This window comes from Sphingomonas desiccabilis (assembly GCF_004135605.1).
GTDB classification, from domain to species: domain Bacteria; phylum Pseudomonadota; class Alphaproteobacteria; order Sphingomonadales; family Sphingomonadaceae; genus Sphingomonas; species Sphingomonas desiccabilis.
The window spans coordinates 317,836-334,322 of the sequence record NZ_SDPT01000001.1 but is presented as its reverse complement, the minus strand read 5'-3'; the positions used below and the strand labels follow the sequence as shown (position 1 = coordinate 334,322).

21 protein-coding genes are annotated in these 16,487 nt (G+C 69.6%); 16 read left to right on the top strand and 5 right to left on the bottom strand.

What is annotated here, in order from left to right:
• Positions 1 to 66: 66 nt before the first annotated feature.
• From EO081_RS01545 to EO081_RS01530, 4 genes are read right to left on the bottom strand one after another with little or no spacing between them, the layout of a single operon-like run.
• Positions 67 to 324, bottom strand: coding sequence for a ribbon-helix-helix domain-containing protein (locus tag EO081_RS01545; RefSeq protein ID WP_129340191.1), 258 nt, complete (start codon positions 322 to 324; stop codon positions 67 to 69).
• Entirely contained in the window at positions 321 to 2,150 is a 1,830-nt protein-coding gene (gene cobT, locus EO081_RS01540; RefSeq protein ID WP_129340190.1) for a cobaltochelatase subunit CobT, read from the bottom strand. Before cobT ends, EO081_RS01545 begins: the two co-directional genes overlap by 4 nt.
• Complete coding sequence (gene cobS / locus EO081_RS01535; protein ID WP_129340189.1) at positions 2,151 to 3,155, bottom strand: cobaltochelatase subunit CobS; 1,005 nt, start codon at positions 3,153 to 3,155, stop codon at positions 2,151 to 2,153.
• Between the two features lie 58 nt (positions 3,156 to 3,213).
• Positions 3,214 to 3,876, bottom strand: coding sequence for a winged helix-turn-helix transcriptional regulator (locus tag EO081_RS01530; RefSeq protein WP_311719969.1), 663 nt, complete (start codon positions 3,874 to 3,876; stop codon positions 3,214 to 3,216).
• 85 nt (positions 3,877 to 3,961) lie between these two features.
• Between EO081_RS01530 and EO081_RS01525 the strand changes: the two genes are divergently transcribed.
• Genes EO081_RS01525 through EO081_RS01495 form a run of 7 tightly spaced genes read left to right on the top strand, consistent with a single transcriptional unit; the run spans position 3,962 to position 7,772 of the window.
• A complete protein-coding gene (locus EO081_RS01525; protein ID WP_129340187.1) occupies positions 3,962 to 4,390 on the top strand; it encodes a VOC family protein in 429 nt (142 codons plus the stop codon).
• A 1-nt stretch (position 4,391) separates the two neighbouring features.
• Positions 4,392 to 4,622 (top strand): DUF4287 domain-containing protein, encoded by a 231-nt coding sequence (locus EO081_RS01520; protein ID WP_129340186.1) that lies wholly within the window; start codon positions 4,392 to 4,394, stop codon positions 4,620 to 4,622.
• Positions 4,619 to 5,308 carry a glutathione S-transferase family protein gene (locus EO081_RS01515; protein WP_129340185.1) on the top strand — a complete coding sequence of 230 codons (690 nt, stop codon included), beginning with the start codon at positions 4,619 to 4,621 and terminating at the stop codon, positions 5,306 to 5,308. Before EO081_RS01520 ends, EO081_RS01515 begins: the two co-directional genes overlap by 4 nt.
• On the top strand, positions 5,305 to 6,018 hold the full coding sequence (locus EO081_RS17305; protein ID WP_129340184.1) for a DUF1428 domain-containing protein: 714 nt from the start codon (positions 5,305 to 5,307) through the stop codon (positions 6,016 to 6,018). The genes EO081_RS01515 and EO081_RS17305 overlap by 4 nt, the downstream gene beginning before the upstream one ends.
• A gap of 10 nt (positions 6,019 to 6,028) precedes the next feature.
• Complete coding sequence (locus tag EO081_RS01505) at positions 6,029 to 6,811, top strand: VOC family protein (protein ID WP_129340183.1); 783 nt, start codon at positions 6,029 to 6,031, stop codon at positions 6,809 to 6,811.
• Positions 6,808 to 7,302, top strand: coding sequence for a VOC family protein (locus EO081_RS01500; RefSeq protein ID WP_129340182.1), 495 nt, complete (start codon positions 6,808 to 6,810; stop codon positions 7,300 to 7,302). Before EO081_RS01505 ends, EO081_RS01500 begins: the two co-directional genes overlap by 4 nt.
• The gene (locus tag EO081_RS01495; protein WP_129340181.1) at positions 7,299 to 7,772 is read left to right on the top strand and encodes an SRPBCC domain-containing protein; all 474 of its coding nucleotides are present in this window, start codon (positions 7,299 to 7,301) and stop codon (positions 7,770 to 7,772) included. Before EO081_RS01500 ends, EO081_RS01495 begins: the two co-directional genes overlap by 4 nt.
• A 9-nt stretch (positions 7,773 to 7,781) precedes the next feature.
• Here EO081_RS01495 and EO081_RS01490 read toward each other — a convergent pair whose 3' ends face one another.
• On the bottom strand, positions 7,782 to 8,387 hold the full coding sequence (locus EO081_RS01490; RefSeq protein WP_129340180.1) for a J domain-containing protein: 606 nt from the start codon (positions 8,385 to 8,387) through the stop codon (positions 7,782 to 7,784).
• A 35-nt stretch (positions 8,388 to 8,422) separates the two neighbouring features.
• Between EO081_RS01490 and EO081_RS01485 the strand changes: the two genes are divergently transcribed.
• The 9 genes from EO081_RS01485 (at position 8,423) to EO081_RS01445 (ending at position 16,484) form a co-directional block, all read left to right on the top strand.
• Positions 8,423 to 8,707, top strand: a complete 285-nt coding sequence (locus tag EO081_RS01485) for a BolA family protein (protein ID WP_129340179.1) — start codon at positions 8,423 to 8,425, stop codon at positions 8,705 to 8,707.
• Between the two features lie 4 nt (positions 8,708 to 8,711).
• Positions 8,712 to 9,419 (top strand): glutathione S-transferase, encoded by a 708-nt coding sequence (locus EO081_RS01480; RefSeq protein WP_129340178.1) that lies wholly within the window; start codon positions 8,712 to 8,714, stop codon positions 9,417 to 9,419.
• A 61-nt stretch (positions 9,420 to 9,480) separates the two neighbouring features.
• Entirely contained in the window at positions 9,481 to 10,143 is a 663-nt protein-coding gene (hisG, locus tag EO081_RS01475; protein WP_129340177.1) for an ATP phosphoribosyltransferase, read from the top strand.
• Entirely contained in the window at positions 10,137 to 11,423 is a 1,287-nt protein-coding gene (gene hisD, locus EO081_RS01470; protein WP_129340176.1) for a histidinol dehydrogenase, read from the top strand. Before hisG ends, hisD begins: the two co-directional genes overlap by 7 nt.
• A 42-nt stretch (positions 11,424 to 11,465) precedes the next feature.
• Positions 11,466 to 11,981: a transcription antitermination factor NusB gene (gene nusB / locus EO081_RS01465; RefSeq protein WP_375781638.1), complete on the top strand. Its 516-nt coding sequence runs from the start codon at positions 11,466 to 11,468 to the stop codon at positions 11,979 to 11,981.
• Between the two features lie 31 nt (positions 11,982 to 12,012).
• The gene (gene thiL / locus EO081_RS01460; protein ID WP_129340175.1) at positions 12,013 to 12,930 is read left to right on the top strand and encodes a thiamine-phosphate kinase; all 918 of its coding nucleotides are present in this window, start codon (positions 12,013 to 12,015) and stop codon (positions 12,928 to 12,930) included.
• A gap of 441 nt (positions 12,931 to 13,371) precedes the next feature.
• Positions 13,372 to 15,534 carry a sodium-translocating pyrophosphatase gene (locus EO081_RS01455; protein ID WP_129340174.1) on the top strand — a complete coding sequence of 721 codons (2,163 nt, stop codon included), beginning with the start codon at positions 13,372 to 13,374 and terminating at the stop codon, positions 15,532 to 15,534.
• A 151-nt stretch (positions 15,535 to 15,685) separates the two neighbouring features.
• A complete protein-coding gene (gene infA, locus EO081_RS01450; protein ID WP_003049127.1) occupies positions 15,686 to 15,904 on the top strand; it encodes a translation initiation factor IF-1 in 219 nt (72 codons plus the stop codon).
• A gap of 10 nt (positions 15,905 to 15,914) precedes the next feature.
• Positions 15,915 to 16,484, top strand: coding sequence for a Maf family protein (locus EO081_RS01445; RefSeq protein WP_129340173.1), 570 nt, complete (start codon positions 15,915 to 15,917; stop codon positions 16,482 to 16,484).
• Positions 16,485 to 16,487: the final 3 nt, after the last annotated feature.

The following is a 16,487-nucleotide window of genomic DNA, read 5'->3' as shown; positions in this document are numbered from 1 at the left end:
CCCTTGCAATGGTGCAGCACTGCTATTGCGAGGGATTTGCAGAGTCAACGCTATTGCGACTGACTATCAGGTTTGTCGCATCGCCTCGCGGAGCAGCCAGGAGCGCAGCGCACTGGCGAGGTTGGGCGGATCGTCGGACTGGATGCGGGCGACGTCGATCGCCGCGATCAGCGCGTTGAGCGGCAGCGCGCGCGCCGCAGCCGCCTGTTCCAGCGTCTGCCAAAACAGCGGCTCCAGGCTGATGGAGGTCTGGTGCCCGGCGATCGTCACCGATCGCTTGACCGGCCCGGCGAAGCCGCCCGGCGGCGGCTCCACGTCCTTCACGGCGTGTCGAACAGCGCGGCGAGCTGGTCGATCATCGTGCCGGCCAGCTGCTCGGCGTCCATGATCGTGACGGCGCGCGAATACCAGCGGGTGACGTCATGGCCGATGCCGATCGCCACCAGCTCGACGGGCGAGCGTCCCTCGATCCAGCCGATCACCTGGCGCAGGTGCTTCTCGAGATAGCTGCCCGAGTTCACCGACAGGGTGGAGTCGTCCACCGGCGCGCCGTCGGAAATGACCATCAGCACCTTGCGGTCCTCTGGCCGGGCGATCAGCCGCCCATGCGCCCACAGCAGCGCCTCGCCGTCGATGTTCTCCTTGAGCAGCCCCTCGCGCATCATCAGGCCCAGCGCCTTTTTCGCGCGGCGCCACGGCTCGTCGGCCTGCTTGTAGACGATGTGGCGCACGTCGTTCAGGCGGCCGGGCTGCGGCGGCCGCCCTGCCGCCAGCCACGCCTCGCGCGACTGGCCGCCCTTCCAGGCGCGCGTCGTGAAGCCCAGCACCTCGACCTTGACGCCCACCCGCTCCAGCGTGCGCGCCAGAATGTCGGCGCTGATCGCCGCGATCGAGATCGGACGGCCCCGCATCGAGCCCGAATTATCGATCAGCAGCGTCACCACCGTGTCGCGGAACTCGGCCTCGCGCTCGATCTTGTACGACAGCGACTGGCCCGGGTTGATGACGACGCGCGCCAGCCGCGCCGCATCGAGCAGCCCCTCCTCCTGGTCGAAGTCCCAGCTGCGCGACTGCTGCGCCATCAGCCGCCGCTGCAGCCGGTTGGCGAGCTTCGTCACCACGCCCTGCAATTGGGTCAGCTGCTGGTCGAGATAGGCGCGCAGGCGATCGAGCTCGTCGGAATCGCACAGTTCGGTGGCCGCCACCACCTCGTCGAACGCGGTCGTGAAGGCCTTGTAGTCGAACTGCGCGGGCTGGTCGGACCAGTCGCGGTTCGGGCGCACCGGCATCATGCCGTCGCCCTCGTCGCCGGGCTCGCCCTCGCCGTCCTCGGCCGCGTCGTCGGTGCGATCCTCGCCCTCGCCGCCGGCCTCGTCTTCGCGCCGATCCTGCCCGCGCGCCTCGACCTCGCCCTCGCCGCCCGGCTGCTCCTCGGCCTCGCCTTCGTCGCCGTCGTCCTGCGACTGGTCCTCGGTGCTCTCGTCCTCCTCGCCGCCCTCGTCGCTGTCCTCGGGCTCCACCTCGCCCTGCACCAGCTCCAGGCCCTCGAGCATGCGCGTGGTCGCACGCGCGAACGCCGCCTGGTCGCCCACCGTCGCCGCCAGCGCGTCGAGCGCCTCGCCGGCCCGCTCCTCGATCCAGCCGTGCACCAGCGCCATGCCCGGGGCCACCGATGCCGGCGGCAGCTTGCCCGTCAGCCGCTCGCGCACCATCAGGCCGACCGCGGTCGACAGCGGCACCTCGGCGCGGGTCCGCGCCCGCGCGAGCGGATCGGTGCGCAGCCGCATCGCCAGCGCCTGGTCGAGGTTGTCGGCAATACCGGCATAGCCCTGCGACCCCAGCGCCTCGACACGCGCGGTCTCGGCCGCATCGAACACGGCGCGCGCCACCGCATCGGCAGGGGCGTTGCGCGCATGCAGCGCATGGTCGTGCAACCGCATGCGGAGCGCGAAGCCGTCGGCAAAGCCGCGGGCCTCCGCCACCTGCTCGGGCGGCAGCGCGCGTGCGGGCATCGGTACCTTGATGTGCCGACCGGATGCAGCGGGCGCATCGGCGGTGAAGCCAAGCTCCACCTCCGCATCGCCCGAGATCGCGCGCGCAGTGCCCCGCAACGCGTCGCGGAACTGGTCGAGAAGCGTGTCCGTCGCCACTTAGCCCTTCTTCGCCACGCTTTCCGGCAGGTCCTTGCCGAACACGCGCTGGTAATATTCCGCCACCAGCCCGCGCTCCGCCTCGTCGCACTTGTTGAGGAACGACAGGCGGAAGGCGAAGCCCACGTCCTTGAAGATCAGCGCGTTCTGCGCCCAGGTGATGACGGTGCGCGGGCTCATCACGGTCGAGATGTCGCCGTTGATGAAGCCGCGGCGGGTGAGCTCGGCCACGCGGACCATCTTCTCCACCGTCTCCTTGCCGCCGGCCTGGTCGTATTCGCCCGACTTGGCGAGCACGATGTTCGCCTCGGTCTCGGCCGGCAGATAGTTGAGCGTGACGACGATGTTCCAGCGATCCATCTGGCCCTGGTTGATCTGCTGGGTGCCGTGATAGAGCCCGCTGGTGTCGCCCAGGCCCACCGTGTTGGCGGTCGCGAACAGGCGGAAGTACGGGTTTGGGCGGATTACGCGGTTCTGGTCGAGCAGCGTCAACTTGCCCTCGGTCTCCAGCACGCGCTGGATCACGAACATCACGTCCGGGCGGCCGGCGTCATATTCGTCGAAGACGAGCGCGGTCGGCGTCTGCAGCGCCCAGGGCAGCAGGCCCTCGCGGAACTCGGTGACCTGCTGGCCGTCCTTCAGCACGATCGCATCGCGGCCGATCAGGTCGATGCGGCTGATGTGCGCGTCCAGGTTGATGCGGATCGACGGCCAATTGAGGCGCGCCGCCACCTGCTCGATGTGCGTCGACTTGCCGGTGCCGTGATAGCCCTGCACCATCACGCGGCGATTATGCGCAAAGCCCGCCAGGATCGCGAGCGTGGTGTCCGGATCGAACACATAGGCGGGATCGGCGTCCGGCACGCGCTCGTCGGCGATGCTGAAGGCCGGCACCTTCATGTCGATGTCGATGCCGAACACCTCGCGCACCTCCACGGTGCGGTCCGGTGCGTCGAGGACGGTGGTTTCGCTGCGGTCGAGCTGGAGGTCGGAGGTGCTGGTCATGAAAGCCTTTCGTGCCCTTCGCCGGGGCTTAGGCCCGCTTTAGGACGAACGCGGGGCCTTACTCAACGGCCACCTTGTCCGGCAGGGCGAAGAGAGTGACGAACCGCTCCGCGACCGCGCGGTTCCCTTCGACGCGGAGCATTCCGGCCCTCTCGGCTGCCGCCAGCGGCATCCCGCCATAGATCACCGGCAGGAAGGCGGAGGACGTACCCGAAAGCACCGCCTCCATGCCATCCATCGGCCCGCGCGCCACCTTCAGCTCCCCCTGCTCCAGCCGCGCCTCGAACGTCTCCTCGTCCGTCCGGATGCCGACCGCCGCCCGCCAGTCGTCCGCCCGCTCCGGGACCAGCAGCATGCGCAGCGACAGCAGCAGCGACACGGGCGAGAACGACAGGCTGGGGTCGTGCGCCGGGGACCGCAGCGCCCAGCGCGCGAGCGCCAGGATCACTGGCTCGCTCTCCCGTCCCCAGGGGGTGAGTTCGTACACCTGGACATTGGCGGGCGACGGTAGCCGGTGGCGCCGCACGATCCCCGACCGCTCCAGCGAAGCGAGCCGCTGGGTCAGCACATTGGCGCTCAGTCCCGGCAGCCCGCTGCGCAATTCCCCGAACCGCCGCGGCCCCAGCAAGAGCTCGCGCATGATCAGCAACGCCCAGCGCTCGCCGACGAACTCCATGCCCAGCGCCGCTCCGCAGGCATCGTCGTACCAACGCTTTTCCAAGCTAGTTATTTTTTGTGACTCCATGGTTGTCAAAGATAAGTAGTCCCGGCATGCTGGTCAAACAGCGAGTCGGAGAGGATGCATCATGCCCCGCGCGATCTTCGTGAACCTGCCGGTTGCCGACGTGGCCAAGGCCACCGCCTTCTACGAAGCGATCGGCTTCGAGAAGAACCCGACCTTCTCCAACGAACAGGCGTCGGCGATGGTCTGGTCGGACAGCATCTACGTCATGCTGCTCGAACACGCCTTCTACCGGACCTTCACGAACAAGCAGATCATCGAGGCACGCACGCACAGCGGTGCCCTGCTCGCCCTCTCCTTCGACAGCCGCGCGGAGGTGGACGCGATCACCCAGGCGGCCCTCGCCGCCGGGGGCAAGGAGATGCACGATCCCGAGGATCTCGGCTTTATGTACAGCCGCGCCTTCGACGATCTCGACGGCCACGGCTGGGGCCCGTTCACCATGGACATGGCGGCCGCTGCCGAGGCTCACGCCCAGCCGGCGGAGGCGTGACATGTCCTTCCAGGCCTATCTCGACACGATCGAGCGCAACACCGGCAAGACGCCTGCGGACTTCCGCGCGCTCGCGGCGACCCGCGGCCTCACCAGCGAAGGCGGCATCACGCCGGGGGTGAAGGCGACCGAGGTCACCGACTGGCTGAAGGCCGACTTCGGCCTGGGCCACGGCCACGCGATGGCGATCTACGCCCTGCTGAAGGGCATGAAGAAGGAGGGAGACGCATGACCCCGCCCGTGATCACCGCTTATGACTGGGTCCCCGATTTCGCGCGCGGCCTGGTGCGCGACCTGCCGGTGCGCTGGGCGCTGGAGGAAACCGGGCGGCCCTACACCGTCCGCTACCTGCCGCAGGGAAGCCAGAGGGGTGCGGCCCACCGCGCGCTCCAGCCGTTCGGACAGGTGCCGACCTATGAGGACCGCGATCTGGTGCTGTTCGAATCCGGCGCGATCGTGCTGCACATCGCCCAGAACGGCAGCGGTCTGCTTCCCGCGGATCCCGCAGCCCGAGCCCGCGCGATCCAGTGGATGTTCGCCGCGCTCAACAGCGTCGAGCTGCCGATCGCCGACTTCGGCATGGCGTCGCTGTTCGAGCGCGACCAGCCCTGGGCGAAGGACCGGCTGCCGGTGGTGCGCGCCCGTGTGGAGGACCGGCTCGCCGACCTCGCCGCGCGGCTGGGGGAGGCGCCGTGGCTCGACGGCGCCTTTTCCGCCGGGGACCTGATGATGATCTGCACGCTCCGCCAGTTGCGCGGCAGCGGCTTGGTCGAGGCGCATCCGGCGCTCGCCGCCTATGTCGCCCGCGGCGAGGCCAGGCCCGCGTTCGGACGCGCGCTCCACGCGCAGCAGAAGGGCTTCACCGGGCAGCCGCCGCAATCCGCGGCGATGCTCGCGATGCAGGGAGAGGACGCATGACCTTCATCCAGGGCTTCGTCGCCGCGGTGCCCACCGCAAACCGCGACGCCTACCGCGACCATGCGGCCCAGGCGCTGCCGCTGTTCAAGGAGTTCGGTGCGCGCCGAATGGTGGAGGCGTGGGGCGATGACGTGCCCGACGGCACGGTCACGGACTTCCGGGGCGCAGTGCAGGCAAAGGAGGACGAGACCGTCGTGTTCAGCTGGATCGAATATGCCGATCAGGCCGCCTATGATGCCGCGCTCTCTGCCATGATGGACGATCCGCGCATGGAGGACATGGCCGAAATGCCGTTCGACGGCAGCCGCATGATCTTCGCCGGCTTCGATCCGCTGCTCGACGAGGGTCCCGGCGGCACCACCGGCTATGTCGACGGCTTCCTGATCCCCGTCGCGCCCGACCAGAAGGACGCCTTTTTCGATCTGGCACGGCGGGCGGCGCCGGTCTTCCTCGAACATGGCGCCACCCGCGTGGTGGAGGCCTGGGGCGACGACCTGCCCGACGGCAAGCTCACCGACTTCAACCGTGCGACCAAGGTGACGGACGGCGAGAAGGTGGTGTTCGCCTGGATCGAATGGCCCTCCAGGGAAGTGCGCGACGCAGGTCAGGCCAAGGTGATGGCCGACCCGCGCATGCAGGATCCCGGCGCCGTCCCGTTCGATGGCAAGCGCATGATCTTCGGCGGCTTCCTGCCCATCCTCGACCAATAGGAGCACCGGCATGCGCAATCCGCACGGCTTTCCGATCTGGTACGAACTGCTCACCCCGGATCCCGACGCAGCACGCGGCTTCTACGAGGCGGTGATCGGCTGGAGCGTGGGCGCGCCCATGTCTTCGGCGCTGGATTATCGGCTGCTCGACACCGGCCAGGGACAGGTCGGCGGCATGATGCGCCTGGTGCCCGAGATGGAAGCCGGCGGCGCCCGTCCCGGCTGGCTGTTCTACATCGGCGTGGACGACGTCGATGCGACCGTCGCGAGAATCCAGGCGCTTGGCGGCAGCGTCCACGTCGCGCCGCAGACGATGGAGGGCGTCGGCCGCTTTGCGCTGGTGGCGGACCCGCAGGGCATCCCCTTCTACGTGATGCGCGGCGCGATGGACGAGGCGAGCCATGCCTGGCAGGCGAACGCACCCGGGAAATGCGGCTGGAACGAGCTGACCACGCCCGACCAGGCCGGCGCCCTCGCCTTTTATGCCGAGGTGTTCGGCTGGTCCTATCCCGATCGCATGTCCATGGGCGAGATGGGCGACTATGTCTTTGTCGAGGCGGGGGGCGAGACGGTCGGCGCGATCATGCAGCGCCCTGCCGATGCCCCGCCCGCCGCTTGGCAATTCTACTTCCGCGCGGCCGACATCGACGCCGCCGCGGCCGCGGTGGTCGCGTCCGGCGGCACCGTCGACATGGGGCCCATGGACGTGCCCGGCGACGAGCGCATCATCGTCGCCAGCGATCCCCATGGGGCCGTGTTCGGCGTCGTCGCCGGCTCAAGGGCCGCGGCATGAGCACCCAGGCCAGGGTCGTCGCCTGCCTCTGGTACGACGGTTGCGCGGAGGAGGCCGCCCGCTTCTACGTCGACAGCTTCGACGACAGCCGCATCACCGACATCCACCATGCCACCACGGACTGGCCGGCGGGCAAGGCGGGCGACGTGCTGACGGTCGGCTTCACCATCGCAGACAACGCGTTTCTCGCGCTCAACGGCGGACCAGGCGTCGCCTTCACCGACGCGATCTCCTTCCAGCTGATGACCGAGGACCAGGCCCAGACCGATCGCTATTGGGACGCCATCATCCAGGGCGGCGGCACGGAGATCGCCTGCAGCTGGTGCCGCGACCGCTGGGGCGTCCGCTGGCAGATCGTCCCGCGCGCCCTGATCAACGGGCTGGCCGATCCCGATCCGGCCGCCGCCGCCCGCGTCATGCAGGCGATGATGGGCATGGTGAAGATCGACATCGCCGCGATCGAGGCGGCACGACGGGGAGATGCCGTATGAATCACGAGCTCGCCATCGAACGCATCCTCGACGCGCCCGTGACCGCCATCTGGCAGGCGTGGCGGGACCATCTGGAGGAATGGTGGTGTCCGCTCCCCTGGCGCACCAAACTCCATGCGCTGGAGCTCCATGCCGGCGGCCGGTTCGCGACCACGATGATCGGCCCGGAAGGGGAGCGTCACGGCGGCGAAGGCCTGATCCTGGAAGCCATTCCGGCCCAGCGCGTGGTGTTCACCAATACGCTCCTCCCCGGCTGGCGTCCCCAGACGGGCGAGCCCTTCCCCTTTGTCGGGATATTCGAGTTCACGCCCGAAGGCGCGGGCACCCGGTATCGTGCGGCCGCACGCCACTGGACCGCCGACGACCGCGAGAAGCACCGCGCGATGGGCTTCGAGACAGGCTGGCTCGCCGTCGCGGAGCAGCTGGAGGCGGTCGCCCGCCGGATCGCCGGATTGCCGGCAAGGGCATGAGCGGAGCCGTCAGGCGAAGGCCGCCGACCCCTTGAGCTGCTGATAGGCGGCGATGACCTTCTGCAGCGCGCCTTCGTGGCTGCGGTCGCCGCCGTTCCGGTCCGGATGATACTGCCGCACCAGCTCGCTGTAGCGCTTGCGCAGCGCCGTGCGGTCGGCATCGACCTCCAGCCCCATCACCTTCAGCGCGGAGCGGTCGCCCGGCGTCAGCGGTCGCCCGTCCTTGCGCTCGGCACGCACATTCGCCTTGAACTTCGCCCCGATCGCGTCGAGCGGATCGGCGAAGTCGGCCCAGCGCGGCCCCCGGTCGCCGCCCGCGCTCGCGAACGCGCGCGTCTCCCGCTCCCAGCCGGCATAGGGCCGCTGGGCGTCGTGGATCTCCTCGGCGGTCATGCCCGCGAAATAGTTGTAGCCGGCGTTGAACTGGCGGACATGGTCCAGGCAGAACCAGCGATAGCCGCTCGGCCGGTCGCTACCCTGCGGCGCGCCCTCCAGCGGCGGCGCGCGGAACTCGCCCGCCTCGGCGCAGCCCGGCGCCTCGCAGGGGCGTCCACTTTCCACCCGACCATGGAACCGCGTGTTCGGCCGGTCCTTCCCAATCTTCTCGCGCGCCACGCGACTCCCTCATGCAAACCCGGTATATAGGCGCGATGCAGACCACCGCCACCGGCCCCATCGCCTCCGAAATCACCGCTCGCCTTACCCAGGCGCTCGACCCCACGCATCTGGAGGTCATCAACGACAGCGGCCGCCACGCCGGCCACAGCGGCGACAACGGCACCGGCGAATCCCATTTCACCGTCGTCGTCGAAAGCCGGGCCTTTGCGGGCCGCTCGCGCGTTGATCGCCAGCGGCTGGTGAACCAGGCCCTGTCCGACCTGCTCATAGACCGCGTCCACGCGCTGGCAATCCGGGCCCGCGCTCCAGGAGAGTAGCGCGATGCCGTACAATCTCTGGTACTGGCCTGGCATCCAGGGCCGCGGCGAGTTCGTGCGGCTGGCGCTGGAAGCGGCCGGTATCGAATATCGCGACTGCGCCCGCGAACGCGGTGCCGAGGCACTGATGGAGGATATGGCCAGCCACAGCCGCCGTCCTCCCTTCGCCCCGCCCTATCTGACGCTCGACGGCTTCGCCATCGCGCAGGTCGCCAACATCCTGCTCTACCTGGGCGAGCACCACGACCTCGCACCCTCGCGCCTGGCCGACCGGCTCTGGCTCCACCAGCTCCAGCTCACCATCGCGGACATGGTGGCGGAGGTGCACAACATCCACCACCCGGTGGCGATGGGGGCCTATTACGAGGACCAGAAGCCGGAGGCCGCACGCGCCGCCGAACAGTTCCGCGCCGAGCGCATGCCCAAGTTCCTCGGCCATTTCGAGGATGCGGCCAAAGCGAACCCTGGCGAGTGGCTGATCGACCACCGCTGGACCTATGCCGACACCTCGCTGTTCCAGCTGGTCGAGGGGCTGCGCTACATGTTCCCGCGGCGCATGGCGGCGATCGAAGGCGACTATCCGCAGTTGCTCAAGATCCACGCGCAGGTGAAGACGCTGCCCGGCATCGCTGCCTATCTGGCGAGCGACCGGCGGCTGCCCTTCAACACGGACGGCATCTTCCGCCACTATCCCGAACTGGACGAGGCGTGATCCCCAGCCAGGCGGGCGCGTGTTGCGCCCGGCCGGTGCGCCAAGTAAAGCCGCGCCGCTCATGACCGATCCGCTCATTCTCGCCGTCCCCAAGGGGCGCATCCTCGAAGAGGCGCTGCCGCTGCTGGCGGCCGTCGGCATCGTGCCGGAACCCGCCTTTTCCGACGAAGGCAGCCGCGCGCTGCGCTTTCGCACCAACACGCCCGCCGTGGACCTGATCCGCGTGCGCGCGTTCGACGTCGCGACCTTTGTCGCCCACGGCGCCGCCCAGCTCGGCATCGTCGGCTCCGACGTGCTCGCAGAGTTCGAATATTCAGAGCTCTACGCGCCCGTCGACCTCGGCATTGGCCATTGCCGCATCTCGGTCGCCGAGCCCGCGGGCCTGGCTGAGCACGACGATCCGCGCGGCTGGAGTCATGTCCGCGTGGCTACCAAATACCCGCACGTCACCCGCCAGCATTTCGCCCGCCGCGGCGTGCAGGCAGAGTGCGTGAAGCTCAACGGCGCGATGGAGCTGGCGCCGGTGCTCGGCCTCGCCCCGCGCATCGTCGATCTCGTCTCCTCGGGCCGCACGCTCAAGGAAAACGGCCTGGTCGAGGTCGAGGTGATCGCCGAGGTCAGCTCGCGCCTCGTCGCCAACCGGGCCGCCTTCAAGACCCGTCCCGATGTGGTGCCGCTGGTGGACGCGTTTCGCCGTGCGGTGATGGAGAAGACCGCATGCTGAGGCTCGACCTCACCGACCTCGATTTCGAGCGCAGCTTTGCCGAGCTGGTCGACGCCCGCCGCGAGGCCGACGCCGACGTCGCCCGCGACGTGCGCGCCATCCTGGCCGCGGTGCGCGACGAGGGCGATGCCGCGCTCGCCGCCTTCACCCGCCGCTTCGACCGCCACGATCCGGAGGAAACCGGCTGGCGCATCGAACAGGCCGATTGCGTTGCCGCGCTCGAAGGCCTCGCCCCCGATCTACGCGCCGCACTCGAACTCGCCCACGACCGCATCGTCGCCTACCATTCCAAGCAGCGCCCCGCCGACAGCGACCAGGTCGACGACGCCGGCGTCCGCCTGGGCGCCCGCTGGCGTGCGGTTCAGGCGGCCGGCGTCTATGTGCCCGGCGGCCGAGCTGCCTATCCGTCCTCCGTCCTCATGAACGCCGTCCCCGCCAAGGTGGCCGGCGTCGAGCGGCTGGTGATGGTGACGCCAACCCCGGATGGCGAGGTCAACCCGCTCGTCCTCGCCGCCGCCGCACTCGCGGGCGTGGACGAGGTGTGGCGCATCGGCGGGGCGCAGGCGATCGCCGCGCTTGCCTATGGCACCGAACGGATCAAGCCGGTCGATGTCGTCACCGGCCCCGGCAACGCCTGGGTCGCGGAGGCCAAGCGCCAGCTCTACGGCGTCGTCGGCATCGACATGGTCGCAGGCCCGTCCGAGATCGTCGTGGTCGCGGACGGCGCCAACGATCCCGAATGGATCGCCGCCGACCTGCTCAGCCAGGCCGAGCACGACCCCACCAGCCAGTCGATCCTGTTCACCGACGACGCACTGTTCGCCGATGCCGTGGCCGAGGCCGTCGATCGCCAGATCGCGACGCTCGCCACCAAGGCGGTGGCGCGCGACAGTTGGGACGCCAACGGCGCGATCATCGTCGTCGAACGCCTCGACCAAGCGATGCCGTTGGTGGATCGCTTGGCCCCCGAGCATCTCGAACTCGCCGTCGACGATCCCGAGCCGCTGTTCGACCGCGTGCGCAACGCCGGCTCGGTGTTCCTCGGCCGCCACACGCCCGAGGCGGTCGGCGATTATGTCGCGGGCCCCAACCACGTGCTGCCCACCGGTCGGCGCGCGCGCTTCGCGTCGGGCCTGTCGGTGCTCGATTACATGAAGCGCACCAGCTTCCTGGGGCTCGACGCCGCCGCACTGGGCCGCATCGGTCCCGCGGCGGTGACGCTGGCCGAAGCGGAGGGGCTTCCCGCCCACGCCCGCTCGGTCGCGATCCGCCTTTCCTGAACTTTCCCGCCGGCGCGCGCATTTCCTCATGCGCCCCGGCCAATGGACGACCTGCTCATGACCACGCCCAACCCCCGTCCCCGTGCGCTCCGCCAGGCCCGCGCCGCCGCCCGCCTCGCCGCCGTCCAGGCGCTCTACCAGCAGGAGATGGAGGGCACGCCGATCCCGACGCTGCTGCACGAGTTCCATCAGCACCGGCTGGGCGCGACCATCGAGGGCGTGGAATATGCCGAAGCCGACATCGCCTTCTTCGACGACGTGGTGCGCGGCGTCGACGCCCGGCGCGAAGAGATCGACCGCGCCATCACCGCCAGGCTCTCCGAGGGCTGGTCGCTCGACCGGCTCGACAAGCCGATGCGCCAGATCCTGCGCGCCGGCACCTATGAGCTGATCGCCCGCGTGGACGTGCCCGCCGCCGCCGTCATCAGCGAATATATCGACGTCGCCGACGCCTTCTACGACCGCCGCGAAAAGGGCTTCGTCAACGGCCTGCTCGATGGCGTCGCCAAGACCGTGCGCGGCGGCTCGCCCACCCCGGCGGACGCGCCGGAGGCGTGACGCGCCGCCCCGTTCGGGGCACAACCACACCATGACGGAGGCCGAGTTCCTGGAGGCGCTGCGCGCACTGCCGCTCCACCCCGCGGCGCGCGGGCTCACGGACGACGCGGCGGTGCTGCCCGCCGGGACGACGCCCGCCACCGTCCTCACCAGCGACCTGCTGGTGGAGGGCGTGCATTTCCTTAGCGACGATCCGGCCGACACCGTCGCCTGGAAGCTGGTGGCGACGAACCTCTCGGACCTCGCCGCCAAGGGGGCGACGCCGGTCGGCGTGCTGCTCGGCTATCCGCTCGGCGACGACGCCTGGGACCGCGCGTTCCTGGCCGGCCTCGCCACCGCGCTGGCCACGTTCGGCTGCCCGCTGCTCGGCGGCGACACCGTGCGCCAGCCCGCCGGCAGCCCGCGCTTCCTGTCGCTCACCGCGATCGGCCATAGCGACGCGGCCCCCGCCCGCAACGGCGCACGCGCCGGCGACGCGCTGTGGGTCACCGGCACGATCGGCGACGCCGGTGCCGGCCTCGCCATCGCCCGCGGCGCCGATGGGCCGCAGGCGCTGCTCGACCGCTACCGCCGCCCCACGCCGCGGCTCGCCGAGGGGCGCGCGCTCGCCAGCGTGGCGCATGCGATGATGGACGTGTCGGACGGCCTGCTGCTCGACGCCAGCCGAATGGCGGCGGCCAGCGGCATCGGCATCGCGATCGACCTGGCCGATGTGCCCCGCTCGGCCGATCTCGTCCGTTACGACGGCGACTCGCCTGCCGCCCGCCTCGCCGCCGCCACCGCCGGCGACGACTACGAGCTGCTGTTCGCGCTTCCTCCCGGTGTCACGCCGCCGGTACCCGCCACCTGCGTGGGGCGCTTCCACGCCGAACCCGGCGTTACTCTTACCGACGACGGCACCCCCGTGCCGCTCCCCGCCCGGCTCGGCTTCGAGCACCAAGGCGGCTAGAGGTAGATACCTTCCAGTTGAACCGTTCCTGCTGAGTAGGGGCTGAGCTTGTCGAAGCCCCGTATCGAAGCACTGGCGACGGTCCTTCGATATACGCCATTTCGACTTCGCTCGATGGCACCTCAGGACGAACGGGCATGCGCAGCGTCGTCACCGCCCCGCGGGGTCGGACATCCCCGTTCGTTTCGAGGAGCCGTCGAGCTTGTCGAGACGGCGTCTCGAGAAACCGGCCGCGGCTCTCTCGACACAAGCTCTCGACAGAGCTCGATCCCTGCTCGAGACAAACGGAAGGGGAAGCGCGCGGAAGGAGAGGCGCGTGAGGTCGGCGGCGCTGTTCCCTCACCCGAACGCCCTTGTGCTCCCGCCGCATCGGCATATGCTCGCGCCGATGGGTTAGACCCGACGCACGAACGCCGGGCCACCTTCGGACAGGAGGGGCAAATGACGATCGTCTATTTCGCCATGGCATGCGGCGTCCTCGCCGTTCTCTACGGAGTCTTCACCGGCATGCAGGTGCTGCGCGCCTCCCCCGGCGACGCGCGGATGCAGGCGATCGCCACCGCCATCCAGGAGGGCGCCGGGGCCTATCTCGGGCGCCAGTATCGCGCGGTCGCCGTCGTCGGCGTGCTCGTCGCGATCCTCCTCGTGCCAACCGTCAGCCTGCTTTCCGCCGCCGGCTTCGTGCTCGGCGCGCTGCTGTCCGGTGCGGCCGGCTATGTCGGCATGACCATCTCGGTGCGCGCCAACGTCCGCACCGCGGAGGCTGCGCGCCGCTCGCTCCAGGCCGGGCTCACCCTCGCCTTCCGCTCGGGCGCGATCACCGGAATGCTGGTGGCGGGCCTCGGTCTGCTCGCGATCGCGGGGCTGTTCTGGTACCTCGTCGCCGTCGCCGGCCACGCCCCCAACGACCGCGAGGTGGTGGAGGCGCTCACCGCGCTCGCCTTTGGCGCCTCGCTCATCTCGATCTTCGCCCGGCTGGGTGGCGGCATTTTCACCAAAGCCGCCGACGTCGGCGCCGACCTGGTCGGCAAGGTCGAGGCCGGCATCCCCGAGGACGATCCCCGCAACCCCGCCGTTATCGCGGACAACGTGGGCGACAATGTCGGCGACTGCGCGGGCATGGCCGCGGACCTGTTCGAAACCTATGTCGTCACCCTCGGCCTCACCATGGTGTCGATTGCGCTGCTGGTGCAGGCCTCCTCGGCCGAGCTGCTGGCGCTGATGGCGCTGCCGCTGGTGGTGGGCGGCGCCTGCATCCTCGCCTCGATCGCCGGCACCTACATGGTCCGGCTCGGCCGCAGCGGCTCGATCATGGGCGCGCTCTACAAGGGGCTGTGGACCACCATCCTGCTCGCGGTGCCGCTGATCTATGTCTCCTGCCGCTGGGTGCTGGGCGATCTCGACGCGGTGATCGGCGGCGCCGGCTTCCTCGATCCGGGAAGCGACGCGCTCACCACCGAGGCGGCACTCGGCGCCGCCGCGACGCCGGGCACCCACTTCACCGGCATGGACCTGTTCTGGTGCATGCTGATCGGACTCGGAGTCACGGCGCTCCTGGTGTGGATCACCGAATATTACACCGGCACCCGCTATCGCCCGGTCCGCTCGATCGCACGCGCCTCGGCCACCGGCCACGGCACCAACGTCATCCAGGGGCTCGCCATCGGGCTGGAGTCCACCGCCCTCCCCACGCTGGTGATCGTCGTCGCGGTGATCGCCGCCTATCAGCTTGCCGGCATCATCGGCGTCGCCTTTGCCGCCACCGCCCTCTTGGCGCTCGCCGGCATGGTGGTCGCGCTCGACGCCTATGGCCCCGTCACCGACAATGCCGGCGGCATCGCCGAGATGGCGGGCCTGCCCGACGACGTCCGCCAGCGCACCGATGCGCTGGATGCGGTCGGCAACACCACCAAGGCGGTGACCAAGGGCTATGCGATCGGCTCCGCAGCCCTCGCCGCGCTGGTGCTGTTCGGTGCCTACACCACCGACCTCAACCGCTTCTTCCCCGAGCTCGCGGTCGATTTCTCGCTATCCAACCCGTACGTCATCGTCGGGCTGCTGCTCGGCGCGCTGCTCCCCTACCTCTTCGGCGCGTTCGGCATGACCGCGGTCGGCCGCGCGGCGGGATCGGTGGTGGAGGACGTCCGCCGCCAGTTCCGCGACGATCCCGGCATCATGGCAGGCACCAGCCGCCCCAACTATGCCCACACCGTCGACATCGTCACCCGCGCCGCCATTCGCGAGATGATCGTCCCCTCGCTGCTGCCCGTGCTCTCGCCGATCCTGGTCTATTTCGTCATCGCCACCGTCGCCGGCCAGGCGCAGGGCTTCGCCGCGCTCGGCGCGATGCTGCTGGGCGTCATCGTCTCCGGGCTGTTCGTCGCCATCTCGATGACCTCGGGCGGCGGCGCCTGGGACAATGCCAAGAAGTACATCGAGGACGGCAATTATGGCGGCAAGGGATCGGAGGCGCACATGGCTGCCGTCACCGGCGACACGGTCGGCGATCCCTACAAGGACACCGCCGGCCCGGCCGTGAACCCGATGATCAAGATCACCAACATCGTCGCCCTGCTGCTGCTCGCCGCCCTCGCCGGGAGTTGAGAGACGCCAGACCCCGGCGTGGACTTTGGGCAACATCCTCCCCATATCGCACCCACAGAGGTGCGACGGCCCGTGCCGGAACCGCGCCTGCCTTTCCTTTTCGCGGCGCCCGGAGTAAGGCACCGCGACTTTTCAGCCCTGCGAGGATTTTTTGGCAAAAGAAGAACTTCTGGAAATGCGCGGTCAGGTGGTGGAGCTTCTGCCCAACGCCATGTTCCGCGTCCGGCTTGAGAACGACCATGAGATTCTCGGCCACACTGCCGGCAAGATGCGCAAGAACCGCATCCGCGTGCTGGTCGGCGACGAGGTGCTCGTCGAGCTGACCCCGTACGACCTGACCAAGGGTCGTATCACCTACCGCTTCAAATAAGGCCCGAGCCATGCGGCTCGTCCTTGCCAGCACCTCCCCGCGCCGCCGCGAACTGCTGGCGCGACTCGGCGTCGTGCCCGATCGCGTCGTCGGTCCGGAGATCGACGAGGCGCCGCGCCCCGGCGAACTGCCGCGCCCCTATGCGCTGCGGCTGGCCGAGGAAAAGGCGCGCGCCGTCGCCCGCGAGGCGGACGAGATCGTCGTCGCGGGCGACACCACCATCGGCGTCGGCCGCCGCATCCTCAACAAGCCCGCCGACGAAACCGATCATCGTGCCATGCTCGGCCTCTTGTCCGGCCGCCGCCACCACTGCCTGTCGGCGGTGTGCGTCATCGGGCTCGACGGCAAGGCGCGCGTGCGCGTGACGGACTCCGTGGTCGCCTTCAAGCGGCTCACCGACGACGAGATCGACTGGTATCTCCGCTCGGGCGAGGGCGAGGGCAAGGCTGGCGGCTATGCCATCCAGGGCCGCGCCGAAAGCTTCGTGCGCTTCCTGTCGGGCAGCCACTCGGGCGTCGTCGGCCTGCCGCTGTTCGACACCCGCGCGCTGCTGGAATCCAGCGGCTACCGCTTCGCCTGATCC